The organism is Bradyrhizobium sp. ORS 278 (genome assembly GCF_000026145.1).
Taxonomy (GTDB): Bacteria; Pseudomonadota; Alphaproteobacteria; order Rhizobiales; family Xanthobacteraceae; genus Bradyrhizobium.
This window is the reverse complement of the sequence record NC_009445.1, coordinates 6,695,001-6,709,998: the sequence shown is the minus strand read 5'-3', so window position 1 is coordinate 6,709,998 and position 14,998 is coordinate 6,695,001. Positions and strand designations below refer to the sequence as shown.

Here is a 14,998-nt window from a genome sequence, read left to right as displayed (position 1 = left end):
GCTTGCGAAGCGGACGTCCCGTAGCCGTCATTGCGAGGAGCGAAGCGACGAAGCGATCCAGGGGCAAAGTGCGGAGTCTTTCCGTGTGGCCCCTGGATCGCTTCACTGGCGCTCGCGATGACGGAGCAATACGGGCCACAGCCTCCGCTGTCATGGCCGCGCAGGCGGGCATCCAGTCCGCCGCGGCCTCTCGGGCTGACCCGCTGTCATCTCGGAATACTGGATCGCTCGGTCAAGGCCGAGCGATGACAGCTGTGGTGGTATGGCCCGATTGACCATGATCGTTATTGCGAGGCGCCCGCGAACACCGCCTTGATCTCCGCGGCCACCTTCGGTGTGTTCTCGTCGAGGACGAAGTGGCCGGCGTCGAGCCAGAACAGCTTCACGTCGGAGAGGTCGTTGAGATAGGCGCGGGCGCCGGGCGGGATGAAGAACGGGTCGTGCTGGCCCCACACGATCAGCGTCTTCGGCTGGTGCGTGCGAAACGCCGCCTGCCATTGCGGATAGAGCGCGACGTTGGTCTTGTAGTTCTCCAGCAGGTCGAGCTGATAGTCCTGGGTGCCCGGACGGTCGAGCAGCGCCTGGTCGAAAATCCAATTGTCGGGATTGACCGCTTCGGGATCCCTGGCGCCGACCAGCCACTGGAATTTGGTACCGTCGACGCTGAGCAGCTCGCGCGCGGGCGCCTCGCTCTCCGGCGTGCGCTTCTCCCACAACGGCAGCAGCACCTTCTTCGGCGCCTCGCCGACACCTTCCATGTAGGCATTGGTGTTCTGCAGGATGAAGCCCTTCACCCGCTCGGGACGTTCTGTGAACAGGCGGAAGCCGACCGGGCCGCCATAGTCCTGCATGTACAGAATGTAGGACTGCAGCCCGAGCACGTCGACGAGGCCGGCGACATGGACAGCGAGATTATCGAACGTGTAGGCGAATTCGCGGCGATCGGGCGCATCCGAGTGGCCGAAGCCGATGTAGTCGGGCGCGACGAGATGGAAACGATCGGCGAGCGCCGGAATCAGGTCGCGGAACATCTGGCTACTGGTGGGCAGGCCGTGCAGCAGGAGGATGGTCGGCGCGGCGGGGTCGCCGGCCTCGCGGTAGAAAACCTTGCGGCCGTGGACGGTCGCGGTGCGGTGTCGGGTCTGTGTGGTCATGGGGACGCTCCAGGTCTCGGGCGGACGCAACGATCGCCGGCCGCCGGTCCCCGGTTTCTATGCCTTCCAAAAAGAAGCGGGAGCCGGTAGGTTCGGAAAGAAGCCTCTCGTTTTATGGAAGGTCTCTTGGACCGCCTGGATGCCATGGAAGTGGTGCTGGCCGCGGCGGACGCCGGCAGCCTGTCGAAAGCCAGCCGGGCGCTCGGGCTGCCCCTCGCCACCGTCAGCCGCAAGGTCGCCGAGCTCGAAGCGCACCTGAAGGCGACGCTGCTTATCCGCTCGGCCAAGGGGCTGGAGCTGACGCCGGCGGGCCGATCTTATGTCGCGGCCGCACGCGCGATCCTGGAGCAGGTCGCCGAGGCCGAGCGCGCCGCGTCCGGCGAATATTCCGAGCCCAAGGGCGACCTCGTGGTGACCGCGCCGATCATGTTCGGCCGGCTGCATGCGCTGCCGGTGGTGACGCGCTTTCTCGGCGCCTATCCGGATGTGGCGGTGGATCTCGTGATGACCGACCGCGTCGCGCATTTTCTCGACGACCAGGTCGACGTCGCACTGCGCATCGGTCAACTGCCGGACTCGCGCCTGATCGCCACCCGGCTCGGCACGGTCCGCCACGTCGTCTGCGCCAGCCCCGACTATCTCGCGGCCAATGGCTGCCTCGCGGCGCCGGATGATCTGGCGCGGCACAGCGTGGTCTCGTTCCAGAGCGTGTCGACGGAGAGCGCCTGGCCGTTCGAGCGTGGCGGCTCCGAGATCACCGCCGGCTTTCGCGCGCGTCTCGGCGTCAACACCATCGATGCCGCAATCGACGCAGGGTTGTCAGGCGCAGGACTGGTGCGGGCGCTGTCCTATCAGGTGGTCGACCACGTCCGCAGCGGCCGTCTTCAGCTGGTTCTCGAGACCTTCGAGCCGGAGCCGCGACCCGTGCACCTCGTTTATGACGGTCAGACCCGGCTGCCGCTTAAGCTGCGCGCTTTCGTCGACTTCGCCGTGCCGCTGCTGCGGCAGCGGCTGGTGGAGGCGGCAATTTGAGCCCGGAGTGCGCCACTAACACCGCCGTCGTCCCTGCGAATGCCTGCGTTCGCACGGACGAAAGCGGGTGGCGAGGCGTCGATGGCCAGCGAAGGACGGACGTGTGCTCGGCGCTCATCCCGCCATCGACCTCGGATCACGCGCCCCCCACCGACCGGCCTCCACCAGCGCGATGAAGCGCTCCACCGCTTCGTTGAACAGCGCCGGCTCTTCGAGGTTCAGCACGTGCCCGGACTTCGGGAAGACCATCAGCCCCGAGGCCGGCAGATGCTGTTTCAGGAACAGGCTCGGCGCGACGCAGGCGTCGTCCTCGTCGCCGCAGATGATCAGGGCCGGCGTGGCGACGCGGCAAATGGCGTCGGTCATGGTGTAGATGGAGGGACGGCCGCCTTGAAAGCCGCGCATCGTGTTGGCTGAGCCCTTGGCGTCGTGGCGGGCGAGGGCGGCGTAGAAGTCGGCGTGGCCGCGCGGGTCCTTGACCAGGAAGGGAATGCGGCCGGGGGCCTCGCGGGTGACCTTCGCGGTCTCGACGGAGCCGAGCGTCTCGAACTGTTCGGCGGTGGCGCGACACTGGGCGCGGAAGGCGTCGAGATGCTCGAGGCTGGAGCCGGAGCCGACGCCGGCCAGCACCATCGAGCGGATGCGATCCGGCGCGTTGAGCGCGACCTGCAGCGAGGAGTAGGAGCCCATCGACAGCCCGACGAAGTGAGCGCTGTCGATGCCGAGGTGATCCAGCACGGCCAGCGCATCTGTATAAAAATGCACGTAGCTGTAGACGTCAGGCGAGACCGGCACGTCCGACGGCGTGTAGCCGCGCGCCGCGTAGGCGATGCAGCGGTGACGGCGCGCGAAGTAGCGCAACTGCGGCTCCCAATTGGTGTGGTCGGCGGCGAACTCGTGCAGGAAGAGGAGCGGCGTGCCGGCGCCGGCCTCTTCAAAATAGAGGCGAACGCCGTCTTGCGCCGTTGCATGGCCCATTGAGAGCTCCTCCCGTTTCGCGTGCCAGAGCATGACTGATCGCGCCCTGCGCGACAATGCAGCGCCGTGCGGCACGATTTTGGCCGAACAATAAACCCGGAATCACCCTCTCGTCGCCGCCTTTTCGCCATCGATGGTCATGGTTTGGTCACATCCAAACTTTTTACGGGCCTCGCTGGCGGCTTGCAGAGGGGCCGCGCTGAGGACCAGGGGGTGCCAAGTCTGAGGACCAGTCAGGGTACTGGGGGAAGTAACAGAAGGATTGAGTATGGTTGTGTCTACCCTTCGCCGGTCGCTTCACGTCGTTGCGCTCACCATGGGAGCGGCCGTGATCGTCGCCACCGCAACACCGGCTTCTGCCCGTCCGCATCACGGTTCGGGGCATCATGCCCACCGCAGCCACGGCGGCCATCACACTGCAAGAGTTCATCATCACCGCCGGTCCGTCGCCCGGCTGTCGCGCTGGGAGCGCGGCGTCGCGCGGATGCGCGTCGAGGGCGTCGCCGATGCGCAGGCCAGCCTCATGATGCCGGGGACGGTGTCTGACGGCATGGTATCGTCGGGCGGCTTCGGCGGCAGCAGCGTCGTCGCGACGGCGCGCAGCTATGTCGGCGGCGGCAATCCGACCGGGCGGCGCAGCCTGTGGTGCGCGCGCTTCATGAACATGGTGCTGGAGCGCACCGGTCATCGCGGCACCGGCTCCGACATGGCGCGCTCATTCGCCAGCTACGGCCAGCGTGTCTCCGGCCCGCAGGTCGGCGCCATCGCCGTGATGAGCCGCCGCGGCGGCGGCCATGTCGGCGTGGTCTCGGGCGTCGATGCCCAGGGCAACCCGATCGTCATCTCCGGCAATTACGGCCACCGCGTCCGCGAGGCCGCCGTGTCGCGCGGCCGCGTGTATGCGTATGTGATGCCGAACTGATCAGCTGAGCGGATCGTTCTGTGAACTGATGAGGCGAGCCCTCGCGGAAAGCCCGGTCTGTGCCTCCCCCGCTTGCGGGGGAGGTTGCGCACCGCTGGTGCGGTGAGCGCTCGAACTACACCAGCCGCGGCTGCTCCACGGCGAGCTCGTCGCCGACCGCGATGTCGCCGCCCTCGATGACTTCGGCGTAGATGCCGCAGTCGGTGTTGCCGCGGTGGTTCAGCAGCGCCGGCGGGATGTCGAGGTCGCGTGCGGCGGTGTCGGGGTCGACGTTGACGGCGGCGCAGCGGGTGGTGGTCTTGACGATCTTCAGCCGCGCCGAGCCGATGCGCAGCGTCTCGCCCATCAGCCCCGCTTCGTGCCAGGCCGGCCAGCCGCTGACATAGACATTGGCGCGGAAGCGCAGCGGATGCACGGTCGCGCCGACCATCTGCTCGACCTCGGCGACCGAGGCGAGGTTGATGATCGAGATCACCTTGCGCGCCAGATCGGTGAAGGCGTAGCCGCCGCCCGACAGCAGCCGGGCCGGGCCGCGCAGTTCGTCGGCGAATTCGGTTGCGAAGAAGCGCTCGATGGCGGCACGGCCTTCGGCGCTCTCGAGATCGCCCTGCGCGACGATCGCACCGTCTTTGCGGATGGTGAGGGTGTTGCTCGCGTCGTCGAAGCGGGTCTTGAAGCCGGCGAGGCGCTCATTGCGCATCAGCATCAGATAGGCGGTCTTCGGCTTCCACACCGGGGCCGCCGGATCGAAGCCGGTGGGGCCGTTCTCCAGCGCGTATCGACGGTCTGCCGGCAGTGTCTCTCCGGGCCGCAAGGGCGCGGTCTGCAGCGGTTCCGGGGTCAGGCCCTTGACCGGATAGCGGTACAGGCCGGTGATGCGGGCGGGGCTGATCTGGTTCATGGCCGTGGTCATAGGGGATTCCCCACCCGCCGGCCAGGGCACACGATTTTGTGAAGCCGCCCCTTCCGTTTTTCGGCCGCCTTCCCACATTTCTTGCCAAGCCGGGTGCACCTCGGCGACGTCAAGAGAGTTGCGGCGTTGAGGAACGTCAACGTGCGCGGTCACAAACCCAATGAAGATGCTGGAACCGTGCCTTCGGGGCGTCACAGCAGGCTGAGGGAAACATCATGAATATCGACAAATATACCGAGCGCGCGCGGGGCTTCATTCAATCGGCGCAGTCTCTGGCGGTGCGCGACGGCCATCAGCAGTTCTCGCCGCTGCATCTCCTGAAAGTCCTGCTCGACGACAGCGAGGGACTCGCGGGCGGTCTGATCGACCGCGCCGGCGGCAATTCGCGCGCGATCCTGAAAGCAACCGAGGACGCGCTCGGCAAGATGCCGAAAGTGTCGGGCAGCGGCGCCGGGCAGATCTACCTGTCCCCGGAATTGGCGCGCGCCTTCGACGCGGCGGAAAAGGCGGCCGAGAAGGCCGGCGACAGTTTCGTCACCGTCGAGCGGCTGCTGCTCGGGCTGACGCTCGACGCCAAGAGCGAGACCGGAAGCATTCTCGCCAAGGGCGGCGTCACCGCGCAGAACCTCAACGCCGCGATCGAGAGCTTGCGCAAGGGGCGCACGGCCGACTCGGCGACCGCCGAGAACGCCTATGATGCGCTGAAGAAATATGCCCGCGACCTGACCCAGGCGGCGCGCGACGGCAAGCTCGATCCGGTGATCGGCCGCGACGAGGAGATTCGCCGCACCATTCAAGTTCTCTCCCGGCGCACCAAGAACAATCCCGTGCTGATCGGCGAGCCCGGCGTCGGCAAGACCGCGATCGTCGAGGGCCTCGCGCTGCGCATCGTCAATGGTGATGTGCCGGAGAGCCTGAAGGACAAGCGGCTGCTGTCGCTCGATCTCGGCGCGCTGATTGCGGGTGCCAAATATCGCGGCGAGTTCGAGGAGCGGCTGAAGGCCGTGCTGCAGGAGGTGACGGCGGCCGAAGGCACCTTCGTGCTGTTCATCGACGAGATGCACACCCTGATCGGCGCCGGCAAGGCTGACGGCGCGATGGATGCGTCGAACCTGCTCAAGCCTGCGCTCGCGCGCGGCGAGCTGCACTGCATCGGCGCGACCACGCTCGACGAGTATCAGAAGCATGTCGAGAAGGACGCAGCCCTCGCCCGCCGCTTCCAGCCGGTCTACGTCACCGAGCCCACGGTCGAGGACACCATCTCGATCCTGCGCGGCCTGAAGGACAAATACGAGCAGCATCACGGCGTGCGCATCACCGATAGCGCGCTGGTGGCCTCGGCCACCTTGTCGAACCGCTACATCACCGACCGCTTCCTGCCCGACAAGGCCATCGACCTGATGGACGAGGCGGCGGCGCGGCTGAAGATGCAGGTCGACTCGAAGCCCGAGGAGCTCGACTCGCTGGATCGCGAGATCATCCGGCTCAAGATCGAACAGGAGGCCTTGAAGAAGGAGAGCGATCTCGGCTCCAAGACGAGGCTGCAGGCGCTGGAGAAGGAGCTCGCCGATCTTGAGGAGAAGTCGGCCTCGCTGACCGCGAAGTGGAGCGCCGAGAAGGACAAGCTGTCGAACGCGCAGAAGCTCAAGAGCGAGCTGGACGGCTTGCGCATCGAGCTCGCCAACGCGCAGCGCCGCGGCGAGTACCAGAAGGCGGGCGAGCTGGCCTATGGCCGCATCCCCGAGCTGGAGAAGCGGCTCGCCGACATCGAGGCCAAGGAGACCAGCGGCGAGATGATGGAGGAGGCGGTCACCGCCAACCACATCGCGCAGGTGGTCTCGCGCTGGACCGGCGTGCCGGTCGACAAGATGCTCGAGGGCGAGAAGGACAAGCTCTTGCGGATGGAAGACTCGCTAGGCAAACGTGTCGTCGGCCAATTCGAGGCCGTGCATGCGGTCGCGACCGCCGTGCGGCGCTCGCGCGCGGGCCTGCAGGATCCGAACCGGCCGATGGGCTCGTTCATGTTCTTAGGCCCCACCGGCGTCGGCAAGACCGAGCTGACCAAGGCGCTCGCCGAGTATCTGTTCAACGACGAGACCGCGATGGTCCGGCTCGACATGTCCGAGTACATGGAGAAGCACTCGGTGTCGCGGCTGATCGGCGCGCCTCCCGGCTATGTCGGCTATGACGAGGGCGGGGCGCTGACGGAAGCCGTGCGGCGCCGGCCGTACCAGGTCGTGCTGTTCGACGAGATCGAGAAGGCGCATCCGGACGTGTTCAACGTGCTGCTGCAGGTGCTCGACGACGGCCGCCTGACCGATGGCCAGGGCCGCACCGTCGACTTCCGCAACACGCTGATCATCATGACTTCGAATCTCGGCTCCGAGTTCCTGGTCAATCAGCCCGAGGGCGAGGATACGTCCGAGGTGCGCGAGCTGGTGATGGGCACGGTGCGCGGGCATTTCCGGCCCGAGTTCCTCAACCGCGTCGACGAGATCATCCTGTTCCACCGGCTGCAGAAGAGCGAGATGGGACGGATCGTCGAGATCCAGTTCTCGCGGCTTCAGAAGCTCCTGGAGGAGCGCAAGATCACGCTCTCGCTCGACGGCGACGCGCGCGACTGGCTCGCCGCCAAGGGCTGGGACCCGGCCTATGGCGCGCGTCCGCTGAAGCGGGTGATCCAGCGCAGCGTGCAGGATCCGCTCGCCGAGATGATCCTCGCCGGCGACATCAAGGATGGCGACAAGGTCGCCATCTCCTCGGAAGGCAACGTGCTGACCTTCAACGGCAAGGCGCATCGCACCGCGGAGATCGCGACGTTCGAGGCGCCGATCCCGAAGCGCAAGCTGAACTGATCGGGTAGGCCGAACTCACAGAAGCACGATCGATGTGGTCGTGGATGATCTGGCGAAGCCCCTCCGCTTGCGGAGGGGCTTTTTCAGTCGCGACCGTCAATGGTAGCAAGATGCTATTATTGCCGGCTTGGCCGCCGCTATGCAGTGGCACAGGCGGACATGTACCGCACTCGCTCATGCGACCGGCGCGAGGAGAAGCGCCGCAATGATTAGCAGATTGCCGCGCCGACAAGCAGTCGCACGGGTCTGCTGCGCTGCATCCAAAGCGTGTGTTGTTAAAATACGACACCTTCTTCGCTTTAGCGCGGAGGCTGCAGAATCATATTGAACAACCCACCAGCCCGTCGCCACAATTATTAACATCCAGTAAACGGGGCATGCGCGATGCGTAGCGGGAAGAACGTCCTACTTGGTGTGGGGTTGGCGCTACTCGTCGCGGGCTGCGACCCCACGTTGGACCGTCGCTACATGACCGAGGGAGCCGGCATCGATCTTTATACAGCCGACAGGGCTGGTCAGGTCGAGCTACTGAACCAATACAGAGAGTTTGTCTGTAACCAGGCGGGGCCAAGCTGCGATAGCAACTGGACGGTGTTCGTCCAGGCCGGCATGAACGACATCGACCTTCGCTGCGACGGGTTCCTGACGTGGCTGGATGCTCGTCGTCGAGACAAAGAACCCATCGTGGCGGAGATTTCTGCGATCAACACGGCCGTTCACGGAGTCATGACGGTGACTGGATCGAGTCCCGCCTCGCTCGACATCGTAACCGCCATCTTCGGACTTGCCAGCGCTAGCTACGTCAATTGGAATTCCCGATTGTTGATCGCCGCAAACCAATCGACCGTTCAGGAGATCGTCTACACCAGCCAAGGTCAATTCCGGGACAAGATCAAGAACTACATAGTTCCCGACCAGCCTGGAGCTATTTATCTACTGCGTAATTACTTGCGTCTTTGCATGCCGACTACCATTGAGGCGTCCATCAACACGAGCGCCACATTGGTGCAACGAGGGGCGTCCGTCGAAGCGCAAAGAAATCTGATTGTAACGAGTACTAAGCCAGACACTATGCAAACGACGATTAGGTCTCAGTCAAGGTTTGCGATCGACGGATCGAGTGCCTTGATCAAGGCTTGGTTGAGTCCTGGTGGTGTCTTGGACAAGGCACGAAGACAGATAATCAGTTCATTCATATCCCGGGAAAATCTAAATATCCAAATCACAATATTTCTAAATGCAGCTCCATTTGCAAATAAGCGATTACAATTCATTGAGGAAAACAAGATCCGCTGAATGGTTCGAGTCGATTGGAAGGAACATATTCTACGGAGGTCAGAATGCCCGCAATAACTGATAGGCTTACGGACGTCTCCGAAGAAAATCTCTTGGAGATGATCAAGAGTTTCAAGGAGGTTGATGAGGCGGACATAGTTACTGCGTTTCGAGACAGCAATGGGAAATTCAACGTTGACTCGACGGTGGTGGTTGTCGACCGTCCAACAGATGTCTCAGGCACGCCGCTTACCATTGCCGGTAAAATATCGATCTTCGGCGGTCCGGACGATACTGGCGTCGGTGACGATGAAGGTCTGGCGTTGTTATCGGCTGCCGATGTTCCGAACTTCCCCGATATCTTTTTGCCCGACCAGCCAGTCGGCACGACGGGGCTCGCGCGGCGACTGAATCCGAATGCGAACTACATAGCGTGCCGATGGGACTATGTGGCCACGCCTAAGGACTATCTCAGACGGCACAAGGTGAAGGTCACCGCCAGCGATACGACTATCGAGGCGCAGCCGGTTGATTTCGGTCCTGATCCATCGACCGGGCGATCGATCGATCTATCTCCGGCGTTGGCTAAGGCCTTGAAGCTCAAGACCGACGATCTTTGCACCGTTCAAATACGCCCGCTGCAAACTGGCGTGGCTGTCGGCGTCAACTTGGTCGAGCTTGACAAGCAAATCTTTCCATCGGAGATGATTCGGCAGCTCGTCGTGATGACGACGTCCAATAACACGACATATTGGGTGGTAAATCAGATCGGATCGATCGAGAGCGGCCAGACTCTGCTGCGGCGTGTTGGTAGCCACGCACCCGAAATTTTATTGAGCAATACTACCGTATTTCCGATCGCGGTGAACGAAGAGATTCCTGAGGCCGTAGCCGATGAGTTGAACAAGGCGATATCGAGAGAGCCCGCACTGCCCAAACGGCAGTCGGACGGAGCGCCTCGAAAGGGAGACGACATCAATGCGAAGGTGTTCGCGAAGGCTCAGTCGTTCGTTGGGTTTGATACGAGTGGCGTCCCGGGCACCGGCGGAGGCAACTTGGCTTGCGCTTGGGCCGTCAACGAGGTGGTGCGCTTAGCGCTAGGCAAACCCATAAGCACCGAGGGCCGAGGAAAAAACGGCTTGGGCACCGCGGGCCTGTTTGATGCGTTGAGACGGAATCACACTCAGGTGGATGCGCCGTCTCCTGGTTCCATCATAATCTCCCCCACGCCTCCAACGGGAAGTGTCCACGGGCATGTTGGAATTGTAGGCCAGAATCCTGGAGGGAATACCGACAACACTCAGATTTTTTCGAACAGCTCAAGGCAGGCGAAGTTTGCCCAAAATCTTTCGATCAAGAGCTGGAAAGCGCGCTACGCTAACACGTTGCACCTTCAAGTTCTGTACTTCAACCTCAATCCAGACCAATTCTGATATCCACGCCTCGGCTTCGCCATTGGTCTAGAGTACAGTCATCAGACAATATTAAGCGAGGTTGGTGGCGCATAGGCCATCAGCACCTTACCGGCTCACCGGGATCGGGCCGGCGTCCGAGATTCGCGCGGTGCCGTTGCGGCCAGCCATCATCTGGTCGACGCGGTCGCGCTCCTTCTCGAAGCCGGCCATGATCTGGCCCTCGAGCGAGCGGCCGCGCGGCAGCTTGACGCGCAAGGGATCGACGAAGCGGCCGTTGACCAGGATCTCGTAATGGACGTGCGGGCCGGTCGACTGACCGGTCGAGCCGACGAAGCCGATGACCTGGCCCTGGCGCACGCGCTTGCCCGGCTCCATGCCCTTCACGAATGCCGACATGTGGCCGTAGGCGGTCTCATAGCCGTTGTTGTGCTTGATGCGGATGTACTTGCCGTAGCCGCCTTCGGTGCCGACCTTCTCCAGCACTCCGTTGCCGGCGGCGAAAATCGGCGTGCCGTAGGCGGTGGCCCAGTCGACGCCGGTGTGCATCTTCACATAGCCGAGGATCGGATGGCGGCGGCCGCCGAAGCCGGAGCGCATGATCGCATTGTTGACGGGCTTGCGGACCAGGAACTTCTTCGCGCTCTTGCCGGTCTCGTCGTAATAGTCGACGACGCTGTCGTCGGGGGTCTGGAACCGGTAGTACTTCTTGGTCTCGCCGCCGACCGTGAGGGATGCGAACAGCACCTCGCTCTTCTCGTTGGTGCCCGGCTTGTCGTCGTCGTCGCCGGCATAGAACACGTCGAACGAGTCGCCCGGCTGCACACGGCGCTGGAAGTCGACGTCGTAGGAATAGATCCGGATCATGTCCTCGATGACCGGCGCCGGCACCTTGTTGCGCAGCGCGGTCTCGTAGATGCTCTGGTAGAGGCGGACGCCGGTGCCGTCATCCTCCTCGTCGTCGTTGGTGTTGTCCGCGGTCTCCGTCACCGTGTTCATGCTCTGCACGTCGACGGCGACATATTTGCCGAGGTCGGACAGCGCCGCGACGGCTTCGATCATGGTGTCATTCGCAACGATGACGCGGACCGGCTGCAGGCGCGCGCCGGGAGCAGGGCTCGCCGGCGCCATCATGATGCGCAGCTTCTCGCCTTCCTTCAGGCCGCCCTCTCGGCCGCGGGGGCCGAGCTGGCCGGCGATCGCCTTGGCCTCGTCCGGCGTGGCGCCCTGGTCGCGCAGGATCGAGGCGACGGTGTCGCCCTTCTTGACCAGGTGGACGCGCTCGCCGAGCGGGTTGCCGCCGGTGATCTGCTCCTTGGTCTTGGGCAGCAGGGTGACATTCTCCGGAACCACCCGGGTCTCGAAGCCTGCGTAGGGATCCGGCGCTGCGCCGTCGCTGGCATAGGCCAGCTTCAGGTCGCCCGTCGCGCCCGAGGCATCCGCCGCGGCGTTGGCCAGCGAGGCATAGCGCACGCCACCATTGTTGCCGCGCCAGTTGGCGGCATCGCGGACCCGCATCACGATCTCGTCGAGCGCCACCGAGGCTGCGATCTTGGCCTTGGGAAGCACGGCCGCGAGATCCTTCGTGACGAAGGACACCTCGGCATCCGGCTCGATGGCGGCGGGATTGTTGGGATCGTCGCCGGTCCCGGTCTTGTCGTTGTCGGCGTCGGTCAGAAGCCGCTGCGCGTTGAACGGCGGAATCTTGGCCGAGAGATCGCTGGTGGTCATCGACAGGTTGCCCGAGATCCGCACATAGGGGCGGACCCGGATCACCTCGCGCGTTCCGGCGCGGGTCACGGTCGAGACGCGCACGACGTTGCGCGCGGCGGCGGCTTCGCTCGGCGGCGGCAGGCGGTCGCTCTTGCGCAGCGTGGCGACGCGATCATTGCCGCCGAACGCGCCGCGCAGCGCACTCTCCACGCGCTCCGGCATGCGCGCAAAGGTTAGTTCGCCGTCGAGCGACGCGAAAACGGCGCCGCCGATCAGGGCTGCGCCGCAGAGACCGGTCAGAATCGTGCCTGAAAACCATTGAACGGACACGCGGCGGCGATCGATCACCGCGGCCTCGGAGCCATCGACTGATAGAGGTGGCTCATGACCGAGATCGATCATGCCGACCTCGCGTGCCATCCCCCCGCGTGACGTCCGATGGTTCAACCTTCGTCCCCCAAGTTCAAAGTCAGCACCGAGATCACTCAGCTGCCGGTTGGCTTATCGTCCAAGACATACCGTCTAAGACAAACGGCTCGGAATGATGGCGCGTCTCTGACGGTTCGAGGCTCTTGGGCGTGTCACCCGCTCATCCCGAACCGCTGTTATTCTTTAGGATCTCTCGATGTCGTCTCGGTCGTCTTGATCAGGCGAAGGGCTCGCCTATTCCTTGATCTGGATCACCCGTTAGCCGATGGCGGTCCCCGCCGGGCCAAATCAGCTCGGGTCGATGCTTAACAAATCGTCGCAGAATTGTGGCCCAAGTGGGGCACGATGTCCGCAAGAAATCGGGCTTCCGCAGCTGGTTCAAAAAAAATGATTCGATACGACGATTTCATGAAAAAGGTCGTTGACACCCCGTTAGGACCCCCCTATAAGCACGACCACTGAGCGCGGCGCCGCTTCGGGACACACCGAGGCGAGCATTCGCGCCAATACTGCTCCTCACTTCGTTGAGTGGTGCACAACCGGTAGAACCCGGTTGCTCATCGCCGTCGGATAAGGTTGCGGATCCCCTCCGAGAGAGGGTGGGACCGAGGTCCCGGGCTGTTTGACAAGTGAAGATGAAGAAAGAGAAACGTGGACGGCGGAGTCCTTGCGGGTCTCGGGATTGTGAGCTTCGGCTTTTGGTTTCGAGATCGGACGAGAAGACTTCGGCGGACAATGTTTCAAAGGTAACACCATGGTCTTTGCGCTGTGAAGCGCGGGACTGATTGGTGGGACCTCGTCAAACGTTGTGATCAGCCGGTTCAAAGCTTCAAGTTCAACTTGAGAGTTTGATCCTGGCTCAGAGCGAACGCTGGCGGCAGGCTTAACACATGCAAGTCGAGCGGGCGTAGCAATACGTCAGCGGCAGACGGGTGAGTAACGCGTGGGAACGTACCTTTTGGTTCGGAACAACACAGGGAAACTTGTGCTAATACCGGATAAGCCCTTACGGGGAAAGATTTATCGCCGAAAGATCGGCCCGCGTCTGATTAGCTAGTTGGTGGGGTAATGGCCCACCAAGGCGACGATCAGTAGCTGGTCTGAGAGGATGATCAGCCACATTGGGACTGAGACACGGCCCAAACTCCTACGGGAGGCAGCAGTGGGGAATATTGGACAATGGGCGCAAGCCTGATCCAGCCATGCCGCGTGAGTGATGAAGGCCCTAGGGTTGTAAAGCTCTTTTGTGCGGGAAGATAATGACGGTACCGCAAGAATAAGCCCCGGCTAACTTCGTGCCAGCAGCCGCGGTAATACGAAGGGGGCTAGCGTTGCTCGGAATCACTGGGCGTAAAGGGTGCGTAGGCGGGTCTTTAAGTCAGGGGTGAAATCCTGGAGCTCAACTCCAGAACTGCCTTTGATACTGAAGATCTTGAGTTCGGGAGAGGTGAGTGGAACTGCGAGTGTAGAGGTGAAATTCGTAGATATTCGCAAGAACACCAGTGGCGAAGGCGGCTCACTGGCCCGATACTGACGCTGAGGCACGAAAGCGTGGGGAGCAAACAGGATTAGATACCCTGGTAGTCCACGCCGTAAACGATGAATGCCAGCCGTTAGTGGGTTTACTCACTAGTGGCGCAGCTAACGCTTTAAGCATTCCGCCTGGGGAGTACGGTCGCAAGATTAAAACTCAAAGGAATTGACGGGGGCCCGCACAAGCGGTGGAGCATGTGGTTTAATTCGACGCAACGCGCAGAACCTTACCAGCCCTTGACATGTTTGGGACCGGTCGCAGAGACGTGACCTTCTCTTCGGAGCCCGAAACACAGGTGCTGCATGGCTGTCGTCAGCTCGTGTCGTGAGATGTTGGGTTAAGTCCCGCAACGAGCGCAACCCCCGTCCTTAGTTGCTACCATTTAGTTGAGCACTCTAAGGAGACTGCCGGTGATAAGCCGCGAGGAAGGTGGGGATGACGTCAAGTCCTCATGGCCCTTACGGGCTGGGCTACACACGTGCTACAATGGCGGTGACAGTGGGAAGCTAAGGGGTGACCCTTCGCAAATCTCAAAAAGCCGTCTCAGTTCGGATTGGGCTCTGCAACTCGAGCCCATGAAGTTGGAATCGCTAGTAATCGTGGATCAGCACGCCACGGTGAATACGTTCCCGGGCCTTGTACACACCGCCCGTCACACCATGGGAGTTGGCTTTACCTGAAGGCGGTGCGCTAACCAGCAATGGAGGCAGCCGACCACGGTAGGGTCAGCGACTGGGGTGAAGTCGTAACAAGGTAGCCGTAGGGGAACCTGCGGCTGGAT

Annotated in this window: 9 protein-coding genes and 1 rRNA gene (1 of these 10 running past the window's edge); 6 read left to right on the top strand and 4 right to left on the bottom strand. The window is 62.8% G+C overall.

Annotated elements, in window-relative coordinates; translation table 11 throughout:
- Nucleotides 1-284 precede the first annotated feature (284 nt).
- On the bottom strand, nt 285-1,154 hold the full coding sequence (locus tag BRADO_RS29950) for an alpha/beta fold hydrolase (protein WP_041757143.1): 870 nt from the start codon (nt 1,152-1,154) through the stop codon (nt 285-287).
- A gap of 126 nt (nt 1,155-1,280) precedes the next feature.
- On the opposite strand from BRADO_RS29950, the gene BRADO_RS29945 reads away from it, so the two are divergent.
- Complete coding sequence (locus BRADO_RS29945; RefSeq protein WP_041757841.1) at nt 1,281-2,186, top strand: LysR family transcriptional regulator; 906 nt, start codon at nt 1,281-1,283, stop codon at nt 2,184-2,186.
- A gap of 114 nt (nt 2,187-2,300) precedes the next feature.
- On the opposite strand, the gene BRADO_RS29940 is transcribed toward BRADO_RS29945, so the two are convergent.
- Nucleotides 2,301-3,164, bottom strand: coding sequence for an alpha/beta fold hydrolase (locus BRADO_RS29940; protein ID WP_012029948.1), 864 nt, complete (start codon nt 3,162-3,164; stop codon nt 2,301-2,303).
- Between the two features lie 268 nt (nt 3,165-3,432).
- On the opposite strand from BRADO_RS29940, the gene BRADO_RS29935 reads away from it, so the two are divergent.
- Nucleotides 3,433-4,086, top strand: a complete 654-nt coding sequence (locus tag BRADO_RS29935; RefSeq protein WP_041757142.1) for a TIGR02594 family protein — start codon at nt 3,433-3,435, stop codon at nt 4,084-4,086.
- A 115-nt stretch (nt 4,087-4,201) separates the two neighbouring features.
- Here the strand turns inward: BRADO_RS29935 and BRADO_RS29930 are convergent, their stop codons facing one another.
- A complete protein-coding gene (locus BRADO_RS29930; protein ID WP_244422924.1) occupies nt 4,202-4,999 on the bottom strand; it encodes an MOSC domain-containing protein in 798 nt (265 codons plus the stop codon).
- 215 nt (nt 5,000-5,214) lie between these two features.
- On the opposite strand from BRADO_RS29930, the gene clpB reads away from it, so the two are divergent.
- The 3 genes from clpB (at nt 5,215) to BRADO_RS29915 (ending at nt 10,562) form a co-directional block, all read left to right on the top strand.
- Nucleotides 5,215-7,854, top strand: a complete 2,640-nt coding sequence (gene clpB / locus BRADO_RS29925; protein ID WP_012029945.1) for an ATP-dependent chaperone ClpB — start codon at nt 5,215-5,217, stop codon at nt 7,852-7,854.
- Nucleotides 7,855-8,322: 468 nt separating this feature from the next.
- Entirely contained in the window at nt 8,323-9,150 is an 828-nt protein-coding gene (locus BRADO_RS29920) for a hypothetical protein (protein ID WP_157872635.1), read from the top strand.
- A 92-nt stretch (nt 9,151-9,242) separates the two neighbouring features.
- Nucleotides 9,243-10,562, top strand: a complete 1,320-nt coding sequence (locus BRADO_RS29915) for a CHAP domain-containing protein (RefSeq protein ID WP_157872634.1) — start codon at nt 9,243-9,245, stop codon at nt 10,560-10,562.
- Nucleotides 10,563-10,649: 87 nt separating this feature from the next.
- Here the strand turns inward: BRADO_RS29915 and BRADO_RS29910 are convergent, their stop codons facing one another.
- Nucleotides 10,650-12,701, bottom strand: a complete 2,052-nt coding sequence (locus tag BRADO_RS29910; RefSeq protein WP_012029942.1) for a M23 family metallopeptidase — start codon at nt 12,699-12,701, stop codon at nt 10,650-10,652.
- A gap of 818 nt (nt 12,702-13,519) precedes the next feature.
- Between BRADO_RS29910 and BRADO_RS29905 the strand changes: the two genes are divergently transcribed.
- A 16S ribosomal RNA gene (locus BRADO_RS29905) occupies nt 13,520-14,998 on the top strand (it continues 10 nt past the right edge of the window).